The organism is Emticicia aquatilis, assembly GCF_014644295.1.
Taxonomy (GTDB): Bacteria; Bacteroidota; Bacteroidia; order Cytophagales; family Spirosomataceae; genus Emticicia; species Emticicia aquatilis.
On sequence record NZ_BMKK01000006.1, the window covers coordinates 392,274 to 407,675 of the forward strand.

Annotated in this window: 18 protein-coding genes; 13 read left to right on the forward strand and 5 right to left on the reverse strand. The window is 38.0% G+C overall.

The window, feature by feature from the left end; all coding sequences use genetic code 11:
- Nucleotides 1-134 precede the first annotated feature (134 nt).
- Nucleotides 135-1,019 carry a pepsin/retropepsin-like aspartic protease family protein gene (locus IEX65_RS16690; protein ID WP_188767482.1) on the forward strand — a complete coding sequence of 295 codons (885 nt, stop codon included), beginning with the start codon at nucleotides 135-137 and terminating at the stop codon, nucleotides 1,017-1,019.
- Nucleotides 1,020-1,070: 51 nt separating this feature from the next.
- Here the strand turns inward: IEX65_RS16690 and IEX65_RS16695 are convergent, their stop codons facing one another.
- The gene (locus IEX65_RS16695) at nucleotides 1,071-3,011 is read right to left on the reverse strand and encodes a KUP/HAK/KT family potassium transporter (protein WP_188767484.1); all 1,941 of its coding nucleotides are present in this window, start codon (nucleotides 3,009-3,011) and stop codon (nucleotides 1,071-1,073) included.
- A 346-nt stretch (nucleotides 3,012-3,357) separates the two neighbouring features.
- On the opposite strand from IEX65_RS16695, the gene IEX65_RS16700 reads away from it, so the two are divergent.
- The 6 genes from IEX65_RS16700 to IEX65_RS16725 are packed head-to-tail and all read left to right on the forward strand — an operon-like array spanning nucleotide 3,358 to nucleotide 6,890.
- Nucleotides 3,358-3,708, forward strand: coding sequence for a hypothetical protein (locus IEX65_RS16700; RefSeq protein ID WP_188767486.1), 351 nt, complete (start codon nucleotides 3,358-3,360; stop codon nucleotides 3,706-3,708).
- Nucleotides 3,709-3,735: 27 nt separating this feature from the next.
- Nucleotides 3,736-4,098, forward strand: a complete 363-nt coding sequence (locus IEX65_RS16705) for a hypothetical protein (protein ID WP_188767487.1) — start codon at nucleotides 3,736-3,738, stop codon at nucleotides 4,096-4,098.
- A 59-nt stretch (nucleotides 4,099-4,157) separates the two neighbouring features.
- The gene (locus IEX65_RS16710) at nucleotides 4,158-4,643 is read left to right on the forward strand and encodes a DoxX family protein (protein ID WP_188767489.1); all 486 of its coding nucleotides are present in this window, start codon (nucleotides 4,158-4,160) and stop codon (nucleotides 4,641-4,643) included.
- On the forward strand, nucleotides 4,630-4,989 hold the full coding sequence (locus IEX65_RS16715; protein ID WP_188767490.1) for a hypothetical protein: 360 nt from the start codon (nucleotides 4,630-4,632) through the stop codon (nucleotides 4,987-4,989). The genes IEX65_RS16710 and IEX65_RS16715 overlap by 14 nt, the downstream gene beginning before the upstream one ends.
- A 53-nt stretch (nucleotides 4,990-5,042) precedes the next feature.
- On the forward strand, nucleotides 5,043-5,720 hold the full coding sequence (locus tag IEX65_RS16720; protein WP_188767492.1) for a GIN domain-containing protein: 678 nt from the start codon (nucleotides 5,043-5,045) through the stop codon (nucleotides 5,718-5,720).
- A gap of 51 nt (nucleotides 5,721-5,771) precedes the next feature.
- The gene (locus IEX65_RS16725) at nucleotides 5,772-6,890 is read left to right on the forward strand and encodes a helix-turn-helix domain-containing protein (RefSeq protein WP_188767493.1); all 1,119 of its coding nucleotides are present in this window, start codon (nucleotides 5,772-5,774) and stop codon (nucleotides 6,888-6,890) included.
- 71 nt (nucleotides 6,891-6,961) lie between these two features.
- Here the strand turns inward: IEX65_RS16725 and IEX65_RS16730 are convergent, their stop codons facing one another.
- Entirely contained in the window at nucleotides 6,962-7,729 is a 768-nt protein-coding gene (locus IEX65_RS16730; RefSeq protein WP_188767494.1) for a DUF547 domain-containing protein, read from the reverse strand.
- Nucleotides 7,730-7,831: 102 nt separating this feature from the next.
- A complete protein-coding gene (locus tag IEX65_RS16735) occupies nucleotides 7,832-8,944 on the reverse strand; it encodes an acyltransferase family protein (protein ID WP_188767495.1) in 1,113 nt (370 codons plus the stop codon).
- A gap of 154 nt (nucleotides 8,945-9,098) precedes the next feature.
- Here IEX65_RS16735 and IEX65_RS16740 point away from each other — a divergent pair, with 154 nt between their 5' ends.
- Nucleotides 9,099-9,614 (forward strand): GNAT family N-acetyltransferase, encoded by a 516-nt coding sequence (locus IEX65_RS16740; protein ID WP_188767496.1) that lies wholly within the window; start codon nucleotides 9,099-9,101, stop codon nucleotides 9,612-9,614.
- Nucleotides 9,614-10,144: a GNAT family N-acetyltransferase gene (locus tag IEX65_RS16745; RefSeq protein WP_188767497.1), complete on the forward strand. Its 531-nt coding sequence runs from the start codon at nucleotides 9,614-9,616 to the stop codon at nucleotides 10,142-10,144. The genes IEX65_RS16740 and IEX65_RS16745 overlap by 1 nt, the downstream gene beginning before the upstream one ends.
- Nucleotides 10,145-10,207: 63 nt before the next feature.
- On the opposite strand, the gene IEX65_RS16750 is transcribed toward IEX65_RS16745, so the two are convergent.
- A complete protein-coding gene (locus IEX65_RS16750) occupies nucleotides 10,208-10,657 on the reverse strand; it encodes a GatB/YqeY domain-containing protein (protein WP_188767498.1) in 450 nt (149 codons plus the stop codon).
- 128 nt (nucleotides 10,658-10,785) lie between these two features.
- On the opposite strand from IEX65_RS16750, the gene IEX65_RS16755 reads away from it, so the two are divergent.
- From IEX65_RS16755 to IEX65_RS16770, 4 genes are all read left to right on the forward strand, one after another.
- Entirely contained in the window at nucleotides 10,786-11,391 is a 606-nt protein-coding gene (locus tag IEX65_RS16755; RefSeq protein WP_188767499.1) for a hypothetical protein, read from the forward strand.
- Entirely contained in the window at nucleotides 11,300-12,016 is a 717-nt protein-coding gene (locus IEX65_RS16760) for a pyridoxine 5'-phosphate synthase (RefSeq protein ID WP_188767501.1), read from the forward strand. The genes IEX65_RS16755 and IEX65_RS16760 overlap by 92 nt, the downstream gene beginning before the upstream one ends.
- Before the next feature lie 115 nt (nucleotides 12,017-12,131).
- Entirely contained in the window at nucleotides 12,132-13,148 is a 1,017-nt protein-coding gene (gene mnmH / locus IEX65_RS16765) for a tRNA 2-selenouridine(34) synthase MnmH (protein ID WP_188767503.1), read from the forward strand.
- 114 nt (nucleotides 13,149-13,262) lie between these two features.
- The gene (locus IEX65_RS16770) at nucleotides 13,263-14,102 is read left to right on the forward strand and encodes a T9SS type A sorting domain-containing protein (protein ID WP_188767505.1); all 840 of its coding nucleotides are present in this window, start codon (nucleotides 13,263-13,265) and stop codon (nucleotides 14,100-14,102) included.
- Between the two features lie 84 nt (nucleotides 14,103-14,186).
- Here IEX65_RS16770 and IEX65_RS16775 read toward each other — a convergent pair whose 3' ends face one another.
- A complete protein-coding gene (locus IEX65_RS16775; RefSeq protein ID WP_188767507.1) occupies nucleotides 14,187-15,368 on the reverse strand; it encodes a redoxin domain-containing protein in 1,182 nt (393 codons plus the stop codon).
- Nucleotides 15,369-15,402 lie beyond the last annotated feature (34 nt).

A 15,402-nucleotide genomic window follows, 5' to 3' on the forward strand; every position in this document is an offset into this window, starting at 1 on the left:
ATGTAGATGTTAGAAAATAATCGACAACGCTATTTTGTATAAAACATTAATAATAAGTATTTTACATGACTGTGGACTGTCGACCACTGACTGTCGACTCTCTACCTTATATTTTAGTTCAAAAACATCTAATTATGAAAAAAACGCTTCTATTACTTTTACTTCCGTTGCATACGATTTATGCCCAAGTTAAGTCAGATACCATCGCTTTTACGTTAAATAAGCAAAGTAATATTTGTATCAAAGCACGCATCGACAATTCAGATACGCTGACGCTGATGTTTCATACATCTGCATCTGATATTACTTTGACTCGTGAGGCTATCAAAAATAAGATTACCATTAAATTAGATAAAACGGATGAGGTACAAACTTGGGGTGGAATGGCAAAGTCGGAGAATAGCGAACATCATACGCTATTTATTAATCATTTAGTTTGGAATGATATGACCGTTTTTGCCGATGATAATTCGGGAGCTGATACCGATGGTAAGTTTGGCTGTGATATTTTCAAAAACAAAATCGTAAGCGTTGATTATGACAAAAAACGCATGATAGTCTCGGAAACTTTACCGCAAAAACTACGTGGATACGCTAAAATGGCGATGAATTTTGATAGGGGAAGTATGTATATCGAAGGAACACTGAATACAGGAAAGGTTACCTATAAAGATAAATTCATGTTTCATACTGGCTATGGGCGTTCTATCTTGCTTGACCCCAAAATTGCAGAAAAGTATGATATGAGTGCCCTTAAAACCATTGAAAGTTCGGAGTTGAGAGATTCGTTCAACAACGTAATAAAGATTGAAACAAAGGAAATTCCAGAAGTGGAGATTGGCGGTAAAAAGTTAAAAAACGTACCATTAAGTATTGCGGCACAATCGTCATCAATTCCGATGAAAGTTTTCGGCAATGATTTATTAAAACGCTTCAATGTTATTTTCGATTTTCAGAAAAATGAAATCTATCTGAAACCCAATCAACTTTGGGATATTGCGTATTTTAGAAAATCCTAATTAACAAAAAAACGGAGACTCTCTAAAGCCTCCGTTTTTGTTAATTAGAAATCAATCCTCTCTCTCCAAAGTAATATTATCAATCGGACGAAGAATCAGTGGTACTTTTTCGACTTTTACATTGCTTGTATCAAGCCCAAACCATTTATCTTCTGAGTTCGTAAAGCCTTTGATGAAGAAGTAGGCTTCCATCGTTAGACGTTCCCAGAACGGAAGTTTGTTTTCGTTCGATAAATATCTTTCCAAAACAACAAAACGGAAATCGCCAGTCACATTTTGTTTGCTCAGCGACTCGTATCGACTTCTAATATCAACCTCTTTGCGTTTTACCATTTCCTCAATAACCTTTCTGAAATAGAGATTGATTCTTTGTTCAACTCTAAAGCCCAGCTTGAAAGTTACCTTAATCACATCATCTGGTTCGATGATATTTACTTTATATTTCATTGTGTAAGGCTCATCGGTAATATCAACGTGGATAAACCAATAAATATCGGCACGTTTTGGGCGTTTCTCAAAAATTGAATACATCACCTTTGATTCGATTTCCGAAACTCGGTGAGCATTACTCATATAAACCAAATGCGTTGAATATTTTTGAATTGATTCGTCTTTGCTTAATTCTTTCAAGCCATCAATGTATCTTTCTAATTTCACAAACTCAGTCAGACGGTTTTTAATGATATTCGAACGATACCAAATAATCATTACCAACGCAATAACCGACGCAATTAGCACCGAAACCCATCCTCCGTGAGTAAATTTGAGCATATTTGCCGCTAAGAAAGCCCCTTCAATTAAAACATACACAACCAAAAATGCCACAATCCATGCTTTGTTAAAGCGGTGAGTATAAAGATAATATGCTGCTAAAATTGTGGTCATCAACATCGTGAGCGTAATAGCCAAACCATAAGCTGCTTCCATATTAGCCGACTCTTTGAAGTAAAGCACAACACCCACACATCCTGCCCAAAGTAGCCAGTTGATACTACGGATGTAAAGTTGGCCTTTATGGTCAGAAGGATATTTCAAACGAACTTTTGGCCAAAAAGTAAGGCGAATTGCTTCCGAAATAAGCGTATATGAACCCGTAATCAAGGCTTGGCTGGCGATGATTGTAGCCATCGTAGCAATACCGATACCAATCAACAAAAACCAATCAGGCATTAATTGATAGAATGGTTTACGGCCATCGAGGTATTGTCCGTGCATAGAAATTGCCCAAACTCCTTGTCCGAAATAATTGAGTAGCAAGCAAATCTTTACATAAATCCAGCTAATTCTGATATTGCCACGACCACAATGCCCTAAATCTGAATAAAGAGCTTCTGCACCCGTTGTACACAAAAACACCGAGCCGAGTAACCAGAATCCATCTTGGTGGAAAAATAATAAGCGGTAGGCATGATAAGGATTAAGTGCCGAAAAAATAGCTGGCTCATTGATTATCTGACGAAGTCCTAAAATAGCCAGCATCGAAAACCAAATAAACATGATAGGCCCAAAAGCCTTACCAACCAAGTTTGTTCCGAACGCCTGTACTAAGAAAAGAATCGTTATGATGGTAATGATAATCGGAATAGTCTGAATGTCGGGATAAACAAGTTGCAAACCTTCAATAGCAGAAGCTACCGATACTGGTGGAGTAATGATACCGTCGGCCAATAGTGTACTCCCTCCAATAATTGCAGGAATAGTCAACCATTTAGCGTGGCGTCTGACAAGTGCATAGAGTGCAAAAATCCCACCTTCACCGTTGTTATCGGCTCTTAAAATCAAAACAACATACTTGAGTGTGGTTTGTAGTGTAAGCGTCCAGAAAATAAGTGATAGCGAACCAAAAACAATTTCATCATCAATTTTTTCTTTGCCAATAATGGCCTGCATTACATAGAGTGGAGAAGTTCCGATGTCTCCGAAAATAATACCGAGTGTTATAAGCAATCCAGCGGCCGTAACCTTATCAAGGTTTTTGTGATTTTGGCTCATTATTTTTTAACGATATTTAGTAAAAAAGTGTGCAAATGTAGTGGTTTGTAAGAAACTGCAATATTTTATTCGAGTTTTTTTATTTGCTAACTGGCTCAATATGAGGCAAGAAAACAGCTTTTCGTGAAAAAATAAAAAAAAAACCATTTATAATACCATTAACGAATTGTCAAAGATTAATATTAGGCTATACAACTACTTGAACGTTAGCCTCTACCAAGTGAGAATGTCTCGAATTATAATCTGAGACGGCTCAAATCATCTTCTGCAACGACCAGCTTTTCATTTTACCCCAACTTTGTAGCATCAAATCGCAACAAAGCGTTTGGCAAAAACTACTAACAAAATGAAAAAGCTATTTCTAACATCAATCGCATTTACTTTATTTTTTACGTCTTGTCGTAGCCTTACTTCAACTACTTATATCAAAGGCAATGACGCTTTTATTTTGGGCAATAATAAACACGGGGAGTTTTCGGTAAGACTAAAAAATGCTTCCAAAACCAACCTCGAACTTTGGAGAACACCAATTGATGGTGGCCAGAATTCGCCAGTAACTGTAAAACCCAATGAAACCGTAAAGATTAATGTAGAAAAAAATACAGCTCTAAAAATCGAAAACAAAGCTAATGAGCAAGCAACAGTTGAACTTTTGGTAAAAGGAGATACTGGTCTTTCGATGGGTTATAAAAACTAAAATTTCAACAATAAAACTTTCTAAATCATGAAAAAGCAAATTTCAAAAATCACACTTTTAGTACTTTTATCAATAGGTGCCATCGCTCAAGAAAAACAATCAAAACCAGCACAAAAAGTAAGCATTACTTTTAAAAACAACAGCCTTTTACCAAGAAAATACACATTCGTAACTTACTGGACAAAAGACCGCCACAATAACGCAACCGAAGGTGTTGTGCTGGCCCCTTACGCAACTAAAACGATTACAGATGTAGTCGGAACGGAGTTGTTTTTGGCTAACTCTACTCAAATAAATACCGTAATGAGTGGCAAAAAGATTGAAGACAAAGCATTCTGGGTTTTCAAGAGCGAAGATAACGGTAAAACTATCAACCTTAGAAATGATTAAAAACAAGCCTTGCCCGCACTCTCATTCACAAAATCGAATCAAAGTATAAAACGCATAAAATGAAAAAGTTATTACAACCTATCACGATGCCACATTGGCTACAAGATTTTTTATTTGCTATTCCACGCATTGTGTGTGGATACCTTCTCGCCACCGATTTTGGTGCGGCAAAATTTGGCCTGCCGTGGTCGCCACCCGACAATAATCTGGGCTTCTTTGAAGTGGCCTTTTGGTTTCCGAACGATGTAGCATCTTATGGCGGAATTTTCGCACTTTTTCCAGCATTTTTTGCTTGGATGGGAGCTTTCAGTGAAGCCGTTGGTGGATTATTTCTTTTGTTTGGTTTCCAAACCCGCATCGCATCATTCTTGATTCTCTGCACAATGTTGGTGGCGGTTTTTATGCAGCAATTCAGTAATGGAATGTGGAACATGCTTCCTGCGATGGGCTTTTTGTGGGTGAGCCTTTTTACCATGATTTTAGGCTCTGGCCGCTTCAGAATTGATTTCTTAATCTCAAAAAAATACTACAATGAAAATAACTAATATTTTGATAATCAGCACAATAGCTTTATTACTAATAAATTGTGTACAAAAAGCGTATGAACGAAAAGTGACGTTTTTATTACACACCGAACAACTAAAAAACATCGAAAAAGTTGGGTTAAGGGGCAAAGAGAAACCTTTGAGTTGGAGACAAGACTTAGAAATGAAAGCCATCAAGCAAGATAGTCTGTACTCGGTTACGGTTACATTTCTGACGGGCTATAAGTTTACGGAAGTGAAGTTTGTGGTCAATGATGAGTTTGAATTACAAGAAAAAGATAACCGACGAGTAATATTCAACGAAAACGGCAAAACCATTTACGAAACAACATTTGACAAAGAATAGTAGAGCAAAACTCTATTTTGCTCCAAACAAATCAACATTTTAAATATACAAACATGAAAAAGCTAATTTTAATCATCGCAATATTTAATGTATTTTGCACCATAACTTTCGCCCAAAAAGGACCATTAAGAGGCACTGGAAAAATTATTTCTCGAACTTTTGATTTTAAAGACTTCGATAAAGTTTCGTTTGAAGACTTTGATGGAAAGATTGAAGTAGAAATCGGTAAACCTTTTTCGATAAAAGTGGATATTGACGAAAATTTAGAACCAAGACTTGAAGTGAAAAAAGATGATGCCGAGCACCAATTAGCGATTCGCTTGGCAGGAAACTACAACGGAAAACTGTATCTGGAAGATACCCGAATAAAAATCAAAGTAACCATGCCCGAAGCTACGGTTATTCAGCACCGAGGAAACACTAATGTGCATGTTTTGGGTGTTATCGGCCGCTACTTTAGATTTGAAAATGATGGAAACGGTGATGTTTCGCTACAAGGCAATATCGACGAACTCGACATCAAGAAAAACGGAAATGGTAATGTAAATGCCCAAAAGCTTATTGCCAAAACCGCCAAAGTAAAAAGCTACGGTAACGGAAATGTGTCAGTAAATTCGCAAATCTCGCTTGTTGCTCACGGCACAGGAAACAACAGCGTAATGCAGTTTGGCCAAGGAAAAATCGACCCGATGTCAGGAATTATTGGCAATGGTGAAGTGCGAAAAATGTGAATATTAAACAAAACAACATCGAAATAGTTAAAAAAGAATTACCTCCGAAAAATGTCGCTATACACCACTCCGCTACAATTTGGTTATTTTCTCGCTCTGCTTTTTGCCGTTTTACTTTGGTATAGGGGTTGGCAAGAAGAACGCCTTTCTGATAAATTTTTGGGATTCGTGATGTTCTTTTTGGCGATGGAAATCCAAGATTATACCTTTGGTTTTGCTGGTATCAATATTCTTTGGGAAAAATTCGATGGTTTTCCTCGCTATTTTACTTTGGCATTTGCTCCAACTATTTACTTTTATCTAAAGGCTCAAATCAATCGAGAATTTCGTTTTAAGCCAATTTATTTTCTGCATTATGTGCTTTATGCTATCTATTTCATTATCAATTTTGGGGCTTTCTTACAAGGGCATGAGGCTGTAAATCGTTTCAGAAGTTCAAAAATTTCTGATTGGTTAGGTTGGGTAGAAATTGTAGCAATTTGGGGTTCGTATATTTATTATTTCTATCAATCACTACGAATTTATAGAGAATATAGGAGTTGGACAGAAACCCAATTCTCTGATACTGAGACAATTAGCTTTGTTTGGCTACGAAACTTTATTTATCTGATTATTGCGGGCGAAGTCTTTAAATGGGCTTGGGGAATGGCCGACAAACTACTCGGCGATTTACCTTTCGAGCAAGATTGGTGGTGGCACTTGTTTACGGTTCTGATTATCTGTTATGTGGGCATTAAAGGCTATGCCCAGCATCAGCCTTTGCGATTGGCTTATTCAAAAAGCCTGATGTCAGAATCACAAAACACAACCATAATAAGCGAGCCGAAGGAGAATAATTTTGAAGAATTAAAGACTAAAATCGAAAACCTGATGCTTCAAGAAAAGCCCTATCTCGAATCAGAACTTTCGTTGAGCGATTTGGCTCTAAAATTAAAGACTAACACTTCGGTACTTTCGGCTGCCATCAACTCGAATTTTGGCAAAAACTTCAATGATTTTGTGAACGAATACCGAGTAGAAGAATTTAAGAAACAAATAAAACTCCCTCAAAACCAAAACTATACACTTTTGGCAGTGGCCTTCGACTGTGGATTTAATTCAAAAGCTACATTCAATCGGGCATTTAAAAAATTCACAGGTCAATCGCCCAGCCGATTTGAAGGAGTATAAAAACAAAAAAGCAGCTTCTTTATCAAGAAACTGCTTTTCTCCTCCCTATCGGGGAGGTTGGTTGGGAGGGGCTAATACTTTCCGTTCAAATCCCAGTTATAGGTCATATACGAAATCTTTGCACCTTTATTGGCTTTTACTTTGGCATATTTGTTTGCCCAATCAATCACGGGCATTTTGTCTTTAAAATCGCCACCGTACCAATTAAAGATATTTGAAAGTTTCGCTTCATCGGCTGAAACCTGATTTTTGCTCGAATCATTCAAGAAATCTACACCTTGGTCGTCGAGTTGCTGGTTAAGTTTTGATGCAATATATGCTTCATTTCGGAGTGGTGGACAAGATTTTGCAGCACAAACCAACGCAAAATGGATACGAGGCTCATCAAAATCTTTTCTGATAATACCGTGTTCGATATTATTCAAATCCATTTTCTTTCCACCAATATTAATAAACTTCACGTCCCACGGTGTATTTACAAACGGAATTTTTACTTTACTACCGATGTCTTTGATACTTTTGATTTTATTATCCAGATTATCTAAGATAAGCTGAATCGTGAAGGCATTATAAGCATTTATCCAATACGCCAACTTTTCGTCTTTGCTCCATTTATCGCCAGGAGCATTGTTTTCAACCAATGTCAAATACTTTTTCAGCTCTGCTTGGTCTTTCTTAAAACCTCCATAATTGACGAAACCTTTGGCATCAACGTATTTTTTCAAAAGTCCATTCCAAATCTCATGGCTAATCGGCTCGGCATTTGATGTCGGAGCATTTACGGCAAAACAGCTACTCACCGTAAGCAATATGATACTCAATAAACTTGTAATCTTCATTTTTATGTCGTTTTTGTTATTATTCATTACTGAAACCTCTACATCTATATACGTTGGTTAGCATTAAAAAGTTTTTCATTAACAAATAATAACAAGGCCTACCTAAACTCTTAAGAATATCTTATAGTGATACATCGCTCTCAAAAATGCCCATTTCACGGCAATGACAGCAATCGTAATGATAACCCCGTAGTACGCCTCGCCAAATAGCTGCCCCAGCCAACGAAAAAGCCCCTCAGCCGTATAATACCAGTCGATAAACTTAACCGATAGATATATCAGAATAGAGTTTAGTCCGATTATCGTAAAGAAGAAAGCCCAACGTTGATACTGCAAAACATCAATTATGAAGTAAAAAATAGCCAACAAAAGTAAACTACAACCACCCGCATAAAGCATAAACGAGCTTGTCCAGAGGTTTTTATTAATAGGGAAGAAAAGCCCCCAAGCTCCACCAACAATTAAACACAGTAAACCGCCAATCGCCAAAGTTGCGGCTTTTTGGGTTGGCGTTTTGGTAGAATTGTTTTTAAGATAATTTCCTGCAAAAATCCCCAATAAACCCGTGCAAATTGCAGGAAGTGTTGAGAAAAGTCCTTCGGGGTCATGGATAACAAGGTGTAATCTGCCCGGAAGTACCATACGGTCAACCCACGAAGCAAAATTGCCTTGAATTGTCAAATCGCCAGCCACAAAACCTGGTGCAGCATTAAATTTCATAATCAACCAATAACCAACCAAAATACTCACAAACCAAACATACTGAAAACGGTGGCTTGCATATACATATATCATGCACGCAAACATATACGCCAGCCCGATACGACCCAATACACTCGGGAAACGAATCTGCGAAAGTTCTTTTATCTGTAAGCCATTGTTGTAAATAATACCCAACAGCACCAAAATGAGTCCACGCTTGATGATTCGGAGGGCAATTTTGCGGTTTTCGATGCCTTTATCAATTTCACGCCCAACAGAGTATGGTGTTGAAACCCCCGAAATAAATAGAAACAATGGAAAAATAAGGTCGTAAAAACGAAAACCGTTCCATGCAACGTGCGAGAGCTGTGTGGCCATCCAGACGGCAGCGGGGTGATGCGAAGCTTCCATGAGTTCATGAAAAACATCTTCACCGCCCATAATCCAAAACATATCAAAACCACGTAGGGCATCGAGCGAATAAAGTCTTTGTGTAGGAGTCGAAGTACTCATTTTTTATTGATTAGGGTGATATTTCAAAGATAAAGAAAATAATAGAACGATAGAAAAGAATATTTCTATAATTTGTGGAGTGAACATCCTGTTCACCGAAAAAAGAAATTTTATCCTTAAATTTTTCAGAAACCAAATAGTATTTGAAATACCCATGAATTTTAGTTTCAGATTAGCAACAACCAACGATACCGAAACTATTCGCCAATTGGCAGAAAAAACCTTCCGTGATACTTACACAGAGTTTAACACACCCGAAAACATGGAAACCCATGTGGCTAAAAATTTCTCATCAGAAGCAATTTTATCAGATTTGCAAAACCCTCAAAATCAATATTTTATCATTGAATCAGAGCAACAAATTGTGGCATTTGCTAAACTCGTAAAAGACCACCCAACCAAGGGTTTAGAAGACAAAAAAGTTGTAGAGATAGAGCGTTTTTATGTCGATAAAAACTTGCATGGACAGCAGTTGGGAAGAAAACTAATGGATTTCTGCACGAATTGGGCAAAAGAAAATGATTTTGAGTCTATTTGGCTCGGGGTATGGGAAAACAACCACAATGCCATGCAGTTTTATAAGAAAATGGGCTTTGAGTTTCTCGACAAACACGTTTTTGTGTTAGGCACAGAGGTTCAAACCGATTTTACGATGAAAAGAGATTTATAATGAATTTAAGAATAGAAAGAATAAGTACTTCGGAGGTTGAAAAATTCTCAGAGGTTGCCACTCGGGCATATTTCGACCATTACCGCCACCTGTGGTACGACGAAGGCGAATGGTATGCCCATAAATGTTTTAATATCAATCAATTAACCGAAGAGTTGACTGATGCTAAAAACGAGTTTTTCTTTGCAATTCTTGATGAAAAGTACGTCGGATTCTTGAAAATTCGTCCCGAAAATCAACTGGCTGGGCAAGATGGAGATGGCTTTGAGGTAGAAAGAATTTATCTGACAAACGAAGCCACAGGAAAAGGTGTAGGCCGAAAACTAATGGAGTTTGCCATTGAAATGGCACAGCAGCAAAACAAAGATTATGTTTGGCTAAAAGCAATGGATAGTAGCCACAATGCCATTAGGTTTTACGAAAGCCTCGGCTTTGAAATATGCGGAACTTCACGCCTTGATTTCGAGCAAATGAAAACCGAATATTTGGGAATGGTTGCGATGAGGAAGAATTTACGAATGACGAATTAAGAATGACGAGTTACGAATACACGCAACGTATAAAATTCGTAAATCGTCATTCGTAAATCGAAACTACGCCAATAAAGCTTTCACCATTGCCGAAATAGCTTTTCCATCTGCAAGACCAGCGAGTTCTTTGGTAGCTACGCCCATCATTTTGCCCATATCCGATGGAGCAGATGCCCCAACACGAGCCTTGATTTCTTCTAATTTAGCTCTTAGCTCATCTTCTGAGAGTTGTTTTGGCAAAAACTCTTCGATAACCGTCAATTCGGCTAACTCTTTTTCCAAAAGGTCTTCACGGTTTTGTTGACGATAAATATCAGCCGAATCCTTTCTTTGTTTTGCGGCCTTTGTAAGCAATTTTGTTTCTTCTTCGGTTGTCAATTCGCCTGTTTTTCCTTCCTTCGTTTCTTCTAATAAAATCAATTTTTTAATATCACGAAGAGCCATAAGTCTGCCTTGTTCACGAGCAAGCATAGCTGCTTTTATTTGGGCGTCGATTGTTGTTTTTAAAGACATTTTTTTAAGAATTAATTGTATTATTTTAATAAAAACTGGTGTTTTTCGATTTGTGTATCCGTACGATAATTTTTTGGAACACCTTTTGATAACGGGTATGTATTACTTAACCAACCCATCAAACAAATATGCGTGTTTTTAATTTAACTGCCGTTGGCATTCTGCTATTTACGTCCAGTGTGTTTGCTACTCCTAAGAAAAGTTACTCACCTACGACAAGCATTCAGAAACGTTGTGCCGAAATCCAAACAAATCTCAAAAACCACCTGTACATTACCAAACGAATCTCTGACGAACGATTCGATGATGTCGTGACGGCTTACTTCCAAAACAAACGAATTGAGTTAATCGTTTCGGAAACTTACGGAGAAGCTGGAAAAATCAGACACGAGTATTATTTTGGCAAAAATGGGGAACTGATTTTGGCTACAAATCAGTTATTTCAGTACCAAACAAAACAAAGTTCCGACAAAAATCTGGTAAAAGTAAGCGAAAATACTTACTATTACCAAAAAATGAAGCTTGTAAGAGCCGTTGATGGGAAAAACGTTGCCACTCGCACGTCTCATTATGATACTCAGACACGTAGTCGGTATTTGTTAGGGAAGAGTTTGATTTTAACGAAACAGATTAAAGAACAGCATGACGAAATTATCGGTCAATATCAACAAAATAGCGACCTTGCGAAACTCACGAGGCGGAAGCCAACCGAATGTGGTGCAGGTTGCGATTGATTGTGAAAAATTTGGGGCGGAGGGAATCACGGTTCACCCCCGCCCTGACGAAAGACATATACGCTATCAGGATGTCTATGACCTGAAAGAAATTGTTACGACAGAGTTTAACATAGAAGGAAATCCTACCGAAAAGAAATTTGTGGAGTTAGTACTTGCCAATAAACCTACGCAAGTAACGCTCGTTCCAGATGCACTCAATGCCATTACCTCAAACGCAGGCTGGGACACCATCGCTCACCGAGAAAGACTAAAAGATTTGGTTGCAACCTTCAAAAGTGCAGGTTGTAGAGTTTCTATTTTTGTTGACCCAATCGAAGCAATGGTTGAAGGAGCTGCCGAAACAGGCACCGACCGAATCGAACTTTACACAGAAAGTTACGCTCATAATTACTCCCAAAACCGTGAAGCTGCCATAAAAGACTACGTAAGTGCCGCAAAAGTAGCCGAGCGGGTTGGTCTTGGCGTAAATGCTGGCCACGATTTAAGCTTGGAGAATCTGCGTTATTTCAAGCAAAATATTCCTAATCTGCTCGAAGTTTCCATCGGTCACGCACTTATCTGCGATGCTCTTTATTTTGGCTTAGAGAATACTATTCAGCTATATTTGCGAGAATTGGAGTAGTTTAGCTATTAGCTTTTGGCGTTTAGCTATTAGCAAAAATACCTTTATACCTCTAAGAATTGATTTCGTTTAAATAAAGCTAATAGCTAAATGCTAATAGCCAAAAGCCCCTAAAATGATAAAACCACTTTCAATAGAGCATTTTCTTGAAAAAGCAAAAACACTCCCCATTATTGATGTACGCTCGCCAGGAGAATTTGAGCGTGGCCACATTGTTGGGGCGTTGAATATTCCATTGTTCGAGAATCATGAACGAGCAGAAGTAGGAACACGCTACAAGAGAGTGGGAAAAGAATCCGCTTTTTTATTGGGACTTGATATAGTTGGCCCAAAACTCTCAGGATTTGTAAAAAAATCGAAGAAAATTGCTCCCGAAGGTGAAGTTTTGGTTCATTGCTGGCGAGGTGGAATGCGAAGCGGAAGTTTTGCGACGCTTCTTAGTTCGGCCGGAATGAAGGTTTCAACCTTAATCGGTGGATATAAAAAGTACCGAAACTTTATTCTTGAAGAATTAAGTCAGCCACTGAATATCATTGTTTTAGGTGGAAAAACAGGTAGTGGAAAAACAGAAATTTTGTACGAACTTCAAAAACAAGGCGAACAAATTTTAGACTTGGAGAGCTTGGCAAATCATAAAGGCTCTGCCTTCGGAATGCTCGGACAAGCTCCACAACCAATGACCGAGCATTTTGAAAATATGCTTTATGCCGAATTTGCCAAACTCGACCCAACCCGCCGCATTTGGGTTGAAGACGAAAGCCGAAATATCGGGTGCTGTAATATTCCCGATGCTCTCTGGCAACAAATGCGAAAAACCCAAGTGGCATACATTGATGTTGACCGAGAGATAAGAGTACAACGTTTAATAGAAGAATACGCACATTTTTCGTTCGATGAACTAAAGGCTGCCACTGATAGAATTTTGAAACGTCTCGGCGGGCAACACCACAAAGCAGCCATCGAAGCCCTCGGAAATGGTGATTTTTCATTCGGGACAGATATTGCACTCAACTACTACGATAAAACCTATCTACACGGTCTTTCTAAAAGAGACCCTTCAAAAATTACCACATTTAAAGTTACCGAAAATAATCCTTCGGCCACTGCCGCTCAACTAATAGCTGGTATTTAACATTTTTTAAGACTTTTTAACGTCAATTATACCCATACTTCGGCTAAGTTTGTGCAACATTTTAATCTCAGAAATGTCATTTAACCATTATTTACATTTTAAAAACTTAAAATTATGAAGGCTATTTCCAAAGCAGGGGCGTTATTGATATTATTTATTGCCCCTATTGTTTCATTTGCACAAGAAAAAAAAGAAAGAGTACGTATTCGTATAGAGCAAGAAGTTGATGGAAAAACAACCATCAGCGAAAAAGTAATCAATGCTTCGGGCTTATCGAGTAGCCAAAAAGATGAAATGATTGAGAAGTTTAAAGATTCGGTTTTGGCTCTTAACAAGGGCAAAGCACAAGGAGTAAAGATTGAGATAGACAACGATTCAAACTCAAATATCAATATCGAGCGAAACGACGGTAAAAAGATTGTAAGACGCTATGAGTTTAATGATAGTGATGGCGGCGGAAATGAAGATATTGTAATCAAAAGAGGCCCGAAAGTAAGAGTTTATAAAAGAGACGGTAAGGGCGAAACGGAGTTCTTCAATGGCGAAGATTTCTCTCACGAATTTAATGGCAACATGGAAAGTCTTCGTGAGAATATGAAACAAATGGGCAAAGACCTAAAGTTTGAATTTCGTTCGATTCCAGATAATATCATGATGTTTGATGGAGGAAGTTCGGGCAGCAAAACTATCAAAAGCGTTGAGGTGTTTCCGAATAACCCTAAAACTGAAATCTTGAATGTGCGTTTCAACGCTCCACAAAAAGGCGATGTAAGCATCAAAGTTTTGGATGTAAAAGGCAATGTGATTGCCAAAGAAGAAATCAAAGACTTTTCGGGCGAATATGTAGGTCAAATTAATATTGGCAAACAAAAAAGCGGAACGGTTTTCGTGATGATTACACAAGGTGATGATGGCAATGTAAAGCGTGTAGTTTTGCCATCGAATGAGAAGTAATACTTGAGAGTTTATAGCTATATCAGTAAAACAACGACGGCATGGTTTTGAACCATGCCGTCGTTATATTTTATAGAACCACTATTACTTACTCGCTTCTTCAATCCAATGAGTCATTTCGGTTACGATAGCATCGTTTGAACCTAAATAACCAGTACTTTTAAACTTGATTTTGCCTTCTTTATCAATACAGAATTTAGCAGGAATACCATTTACGCCATAACTTCCGGCAACTTCACCACCAACATCCAAAATAACTGGGAAGGTAGTGAAACCCCTTTGTTTCACAAATGTACTAACTGTTGATTTCCATTGGTCGGCACTCACACGCTCGTAGGTATTCACAAATAAAAACTTTACGTTTGGATTATCCTTAAATTTATCCATTGATAACTTCATACCTGGAAACGACATGATACATGGTCCACACCAAGTAGCCCAGAAGTCGAGAACAACAACTTTTCCACGCAATTCTGATAGTTTTACACTTTTTCCATCTAAATCAACCAACGAAAAATCAGGAGCATCAGCACCAACCGAGCCAGCACTTCTACGTTTTACATCTTGAATAAAAAGCTTGGCAAAGAAATGATTTTTACCTTCTTTTTCTAATTGTTTGGCTGCATTAGCAAATATTTCAAAGTCTTTTTCTGGATTCAAAAAATTATTGATAGCAATCAAACCCGCCAACGAAGTACCCATTTCACCAATCATCGGTTTGATGGTAGAGTTGTACTTTTCTTCGGCTGCTTGGTAGCTTACTTGAATATCCTTTTTCTTTTTCTCGTCCTTTTTCTGAGTAGCGGCATCAAATTGATTTTGCAAATCCATTTGAGTTTGACGGAATTTCTGAGATTCGGCTACAACTTGATTGAACTTGGCCATCATCGGAGAGCCATCTACCGAAAAACTCCCTGGTTTTTCGGGGGTATTAAAGCCATCGGCGACAATAGTCAATGTTTCGCCACCATCAAGAATCAAACCAATGATTTGTTGGTTGGCAATGTTTACTTGATAGATAGCTGGTTCGGTCATTTTTCCTTTGAACGAAAAACTATTATCGGGCGAAAGGGCTACCGAATCTACCCTAAAAGGAATATTACGGTCGTTCATTCGCTCCAAATATACTTTACCACTTACAGCAGATTTTACTTTTCCACTGATGCTATACGTACTTTCTGTACCCGTTGGCGTATTCGCTTGTGGTTGCGACTGGCAAGCCATTCCGCTGATTACCAAGCATATAGCAATAATGATGTGTTTCATAAAGGTATTTTTTATTAATATTTTCTTTTAATGC

Coding starts and splice junctions, on each gene's coding strand:
- IEX65_RS16710 (WP_188767489.1), top strand. CDS start 4,158: ATGAAAAAGTTATTACAACCTATCACGATGCCACATTGGCTACAAGAT.
- IEX65_RS16750 (WP_188767498.1), bottom strand. CDS start 10,657: ATGTCTTTAAAAACAACAATCGACGCCCAAATAAAAGCAGCTATGCTT.
- IEX65_RS16735 (WP_188767495.1), bottom strand. CDS start 8,944: ATGAGTACTTCGACTCCTACACAAAGACTTTATTCGCTCGATGCCCTA.
- IEX65_RS16770 (WP_188767505.1), top strand. CDS start 13,263: ATGAAGGCTATTTCCAAAGCAGGGGCGTTATTGATATTATTTATTGCC.
- IEX65_RS16700 (WP_188767486.1), top strand. CDS start 3,358: ATGAAAAAGCTATTTCTAACATCAATCGCATTTACTTTATTTTTTACG.
- IEX65_RS16720 (WP_188767492.1), top strand. CDS start 5,043: ATGAAAAAGCTAATTTTAATCATCGCAATATTTAATGTATTTTGCACC.
- IEX65_RS16730 (WP_188767494.1), bottom strand. CDS start 7,729: ATGAAGATTACAAGTTTATTGAGTATCATATTGCTTACGGTGAGTAGC.
- IEX65_RS16755 (WP_188767499.1), top strand. CDS start 10,786: ATGCGTGTTTTTAATTTAACTGCCGTTGGCATTCTGCTATTTACGTCC.
- mnmH (WP_188767503.1), top strand. CDS start 12,132: ATGATAAAACCACTTTCAATAGAGCATTTTCTTGAAAAAGCAAAAACA.
- IEX65_RS16690 (WP_188767482.1), top strand. CDS start 135: ATGAAAAAAACGCTTCTATTACTTTTACTTCCGTTGCATACGATTTAT.
- IEX65_RS16760 (WP_188767501.1), top strand. CDS start 11,300: ATGACGAAATTATCGGTCAATATCAACAAAATAGCGACCTTGCGAAAC.
- IEX65_RS16715 (WP_188767490.1), top strand. CDS start 4,630: ATGAAAATAACTAATATTTTGATAATCAGCACAATAGCTTTATTACTA.
- IEX65_RS16740 (WP_188767496.1), top strand. CDS start 9,099: ATGAATTTTAGTTTCAGATTAGCAACAACCAACGATACCGAAACTATT.
- IEX65_RS16705 (WP_188767487.1), top strand. CDS start 3,736: ATGAAAAAGCAAATTTCAAAAATCACACTTTTAGTACTTTTATCAATA.
- IEX65_RS16695 (WP_188767484.1), bottom strand. CDS start 3,011: ATGAGCCAAAATCACAAAAACCTTGATAAGGTTACGGCCGCTGGATTG.
- IEX65_RS16725 (WP_188767493.1), top strand. CDS start 5,772: ATGTCGCTATACACCACTCCGCTACAATTTGGTTATTTTCTCGCTCTG.
- IEX65_RS16745 (WP_188767497.1), top strand. CDS start 9,614: ATGAATTTAAGAATAGAAAGAATAAGTACTTCGGAGGTTGAAAAATTC.
- IEX65_RS16775 (WP_188767507.1), bottom strand. CDS start 15,368: ATGAAACACATCATTATTGCTATATGCTTGGTAATCAGCGGAATGGCT.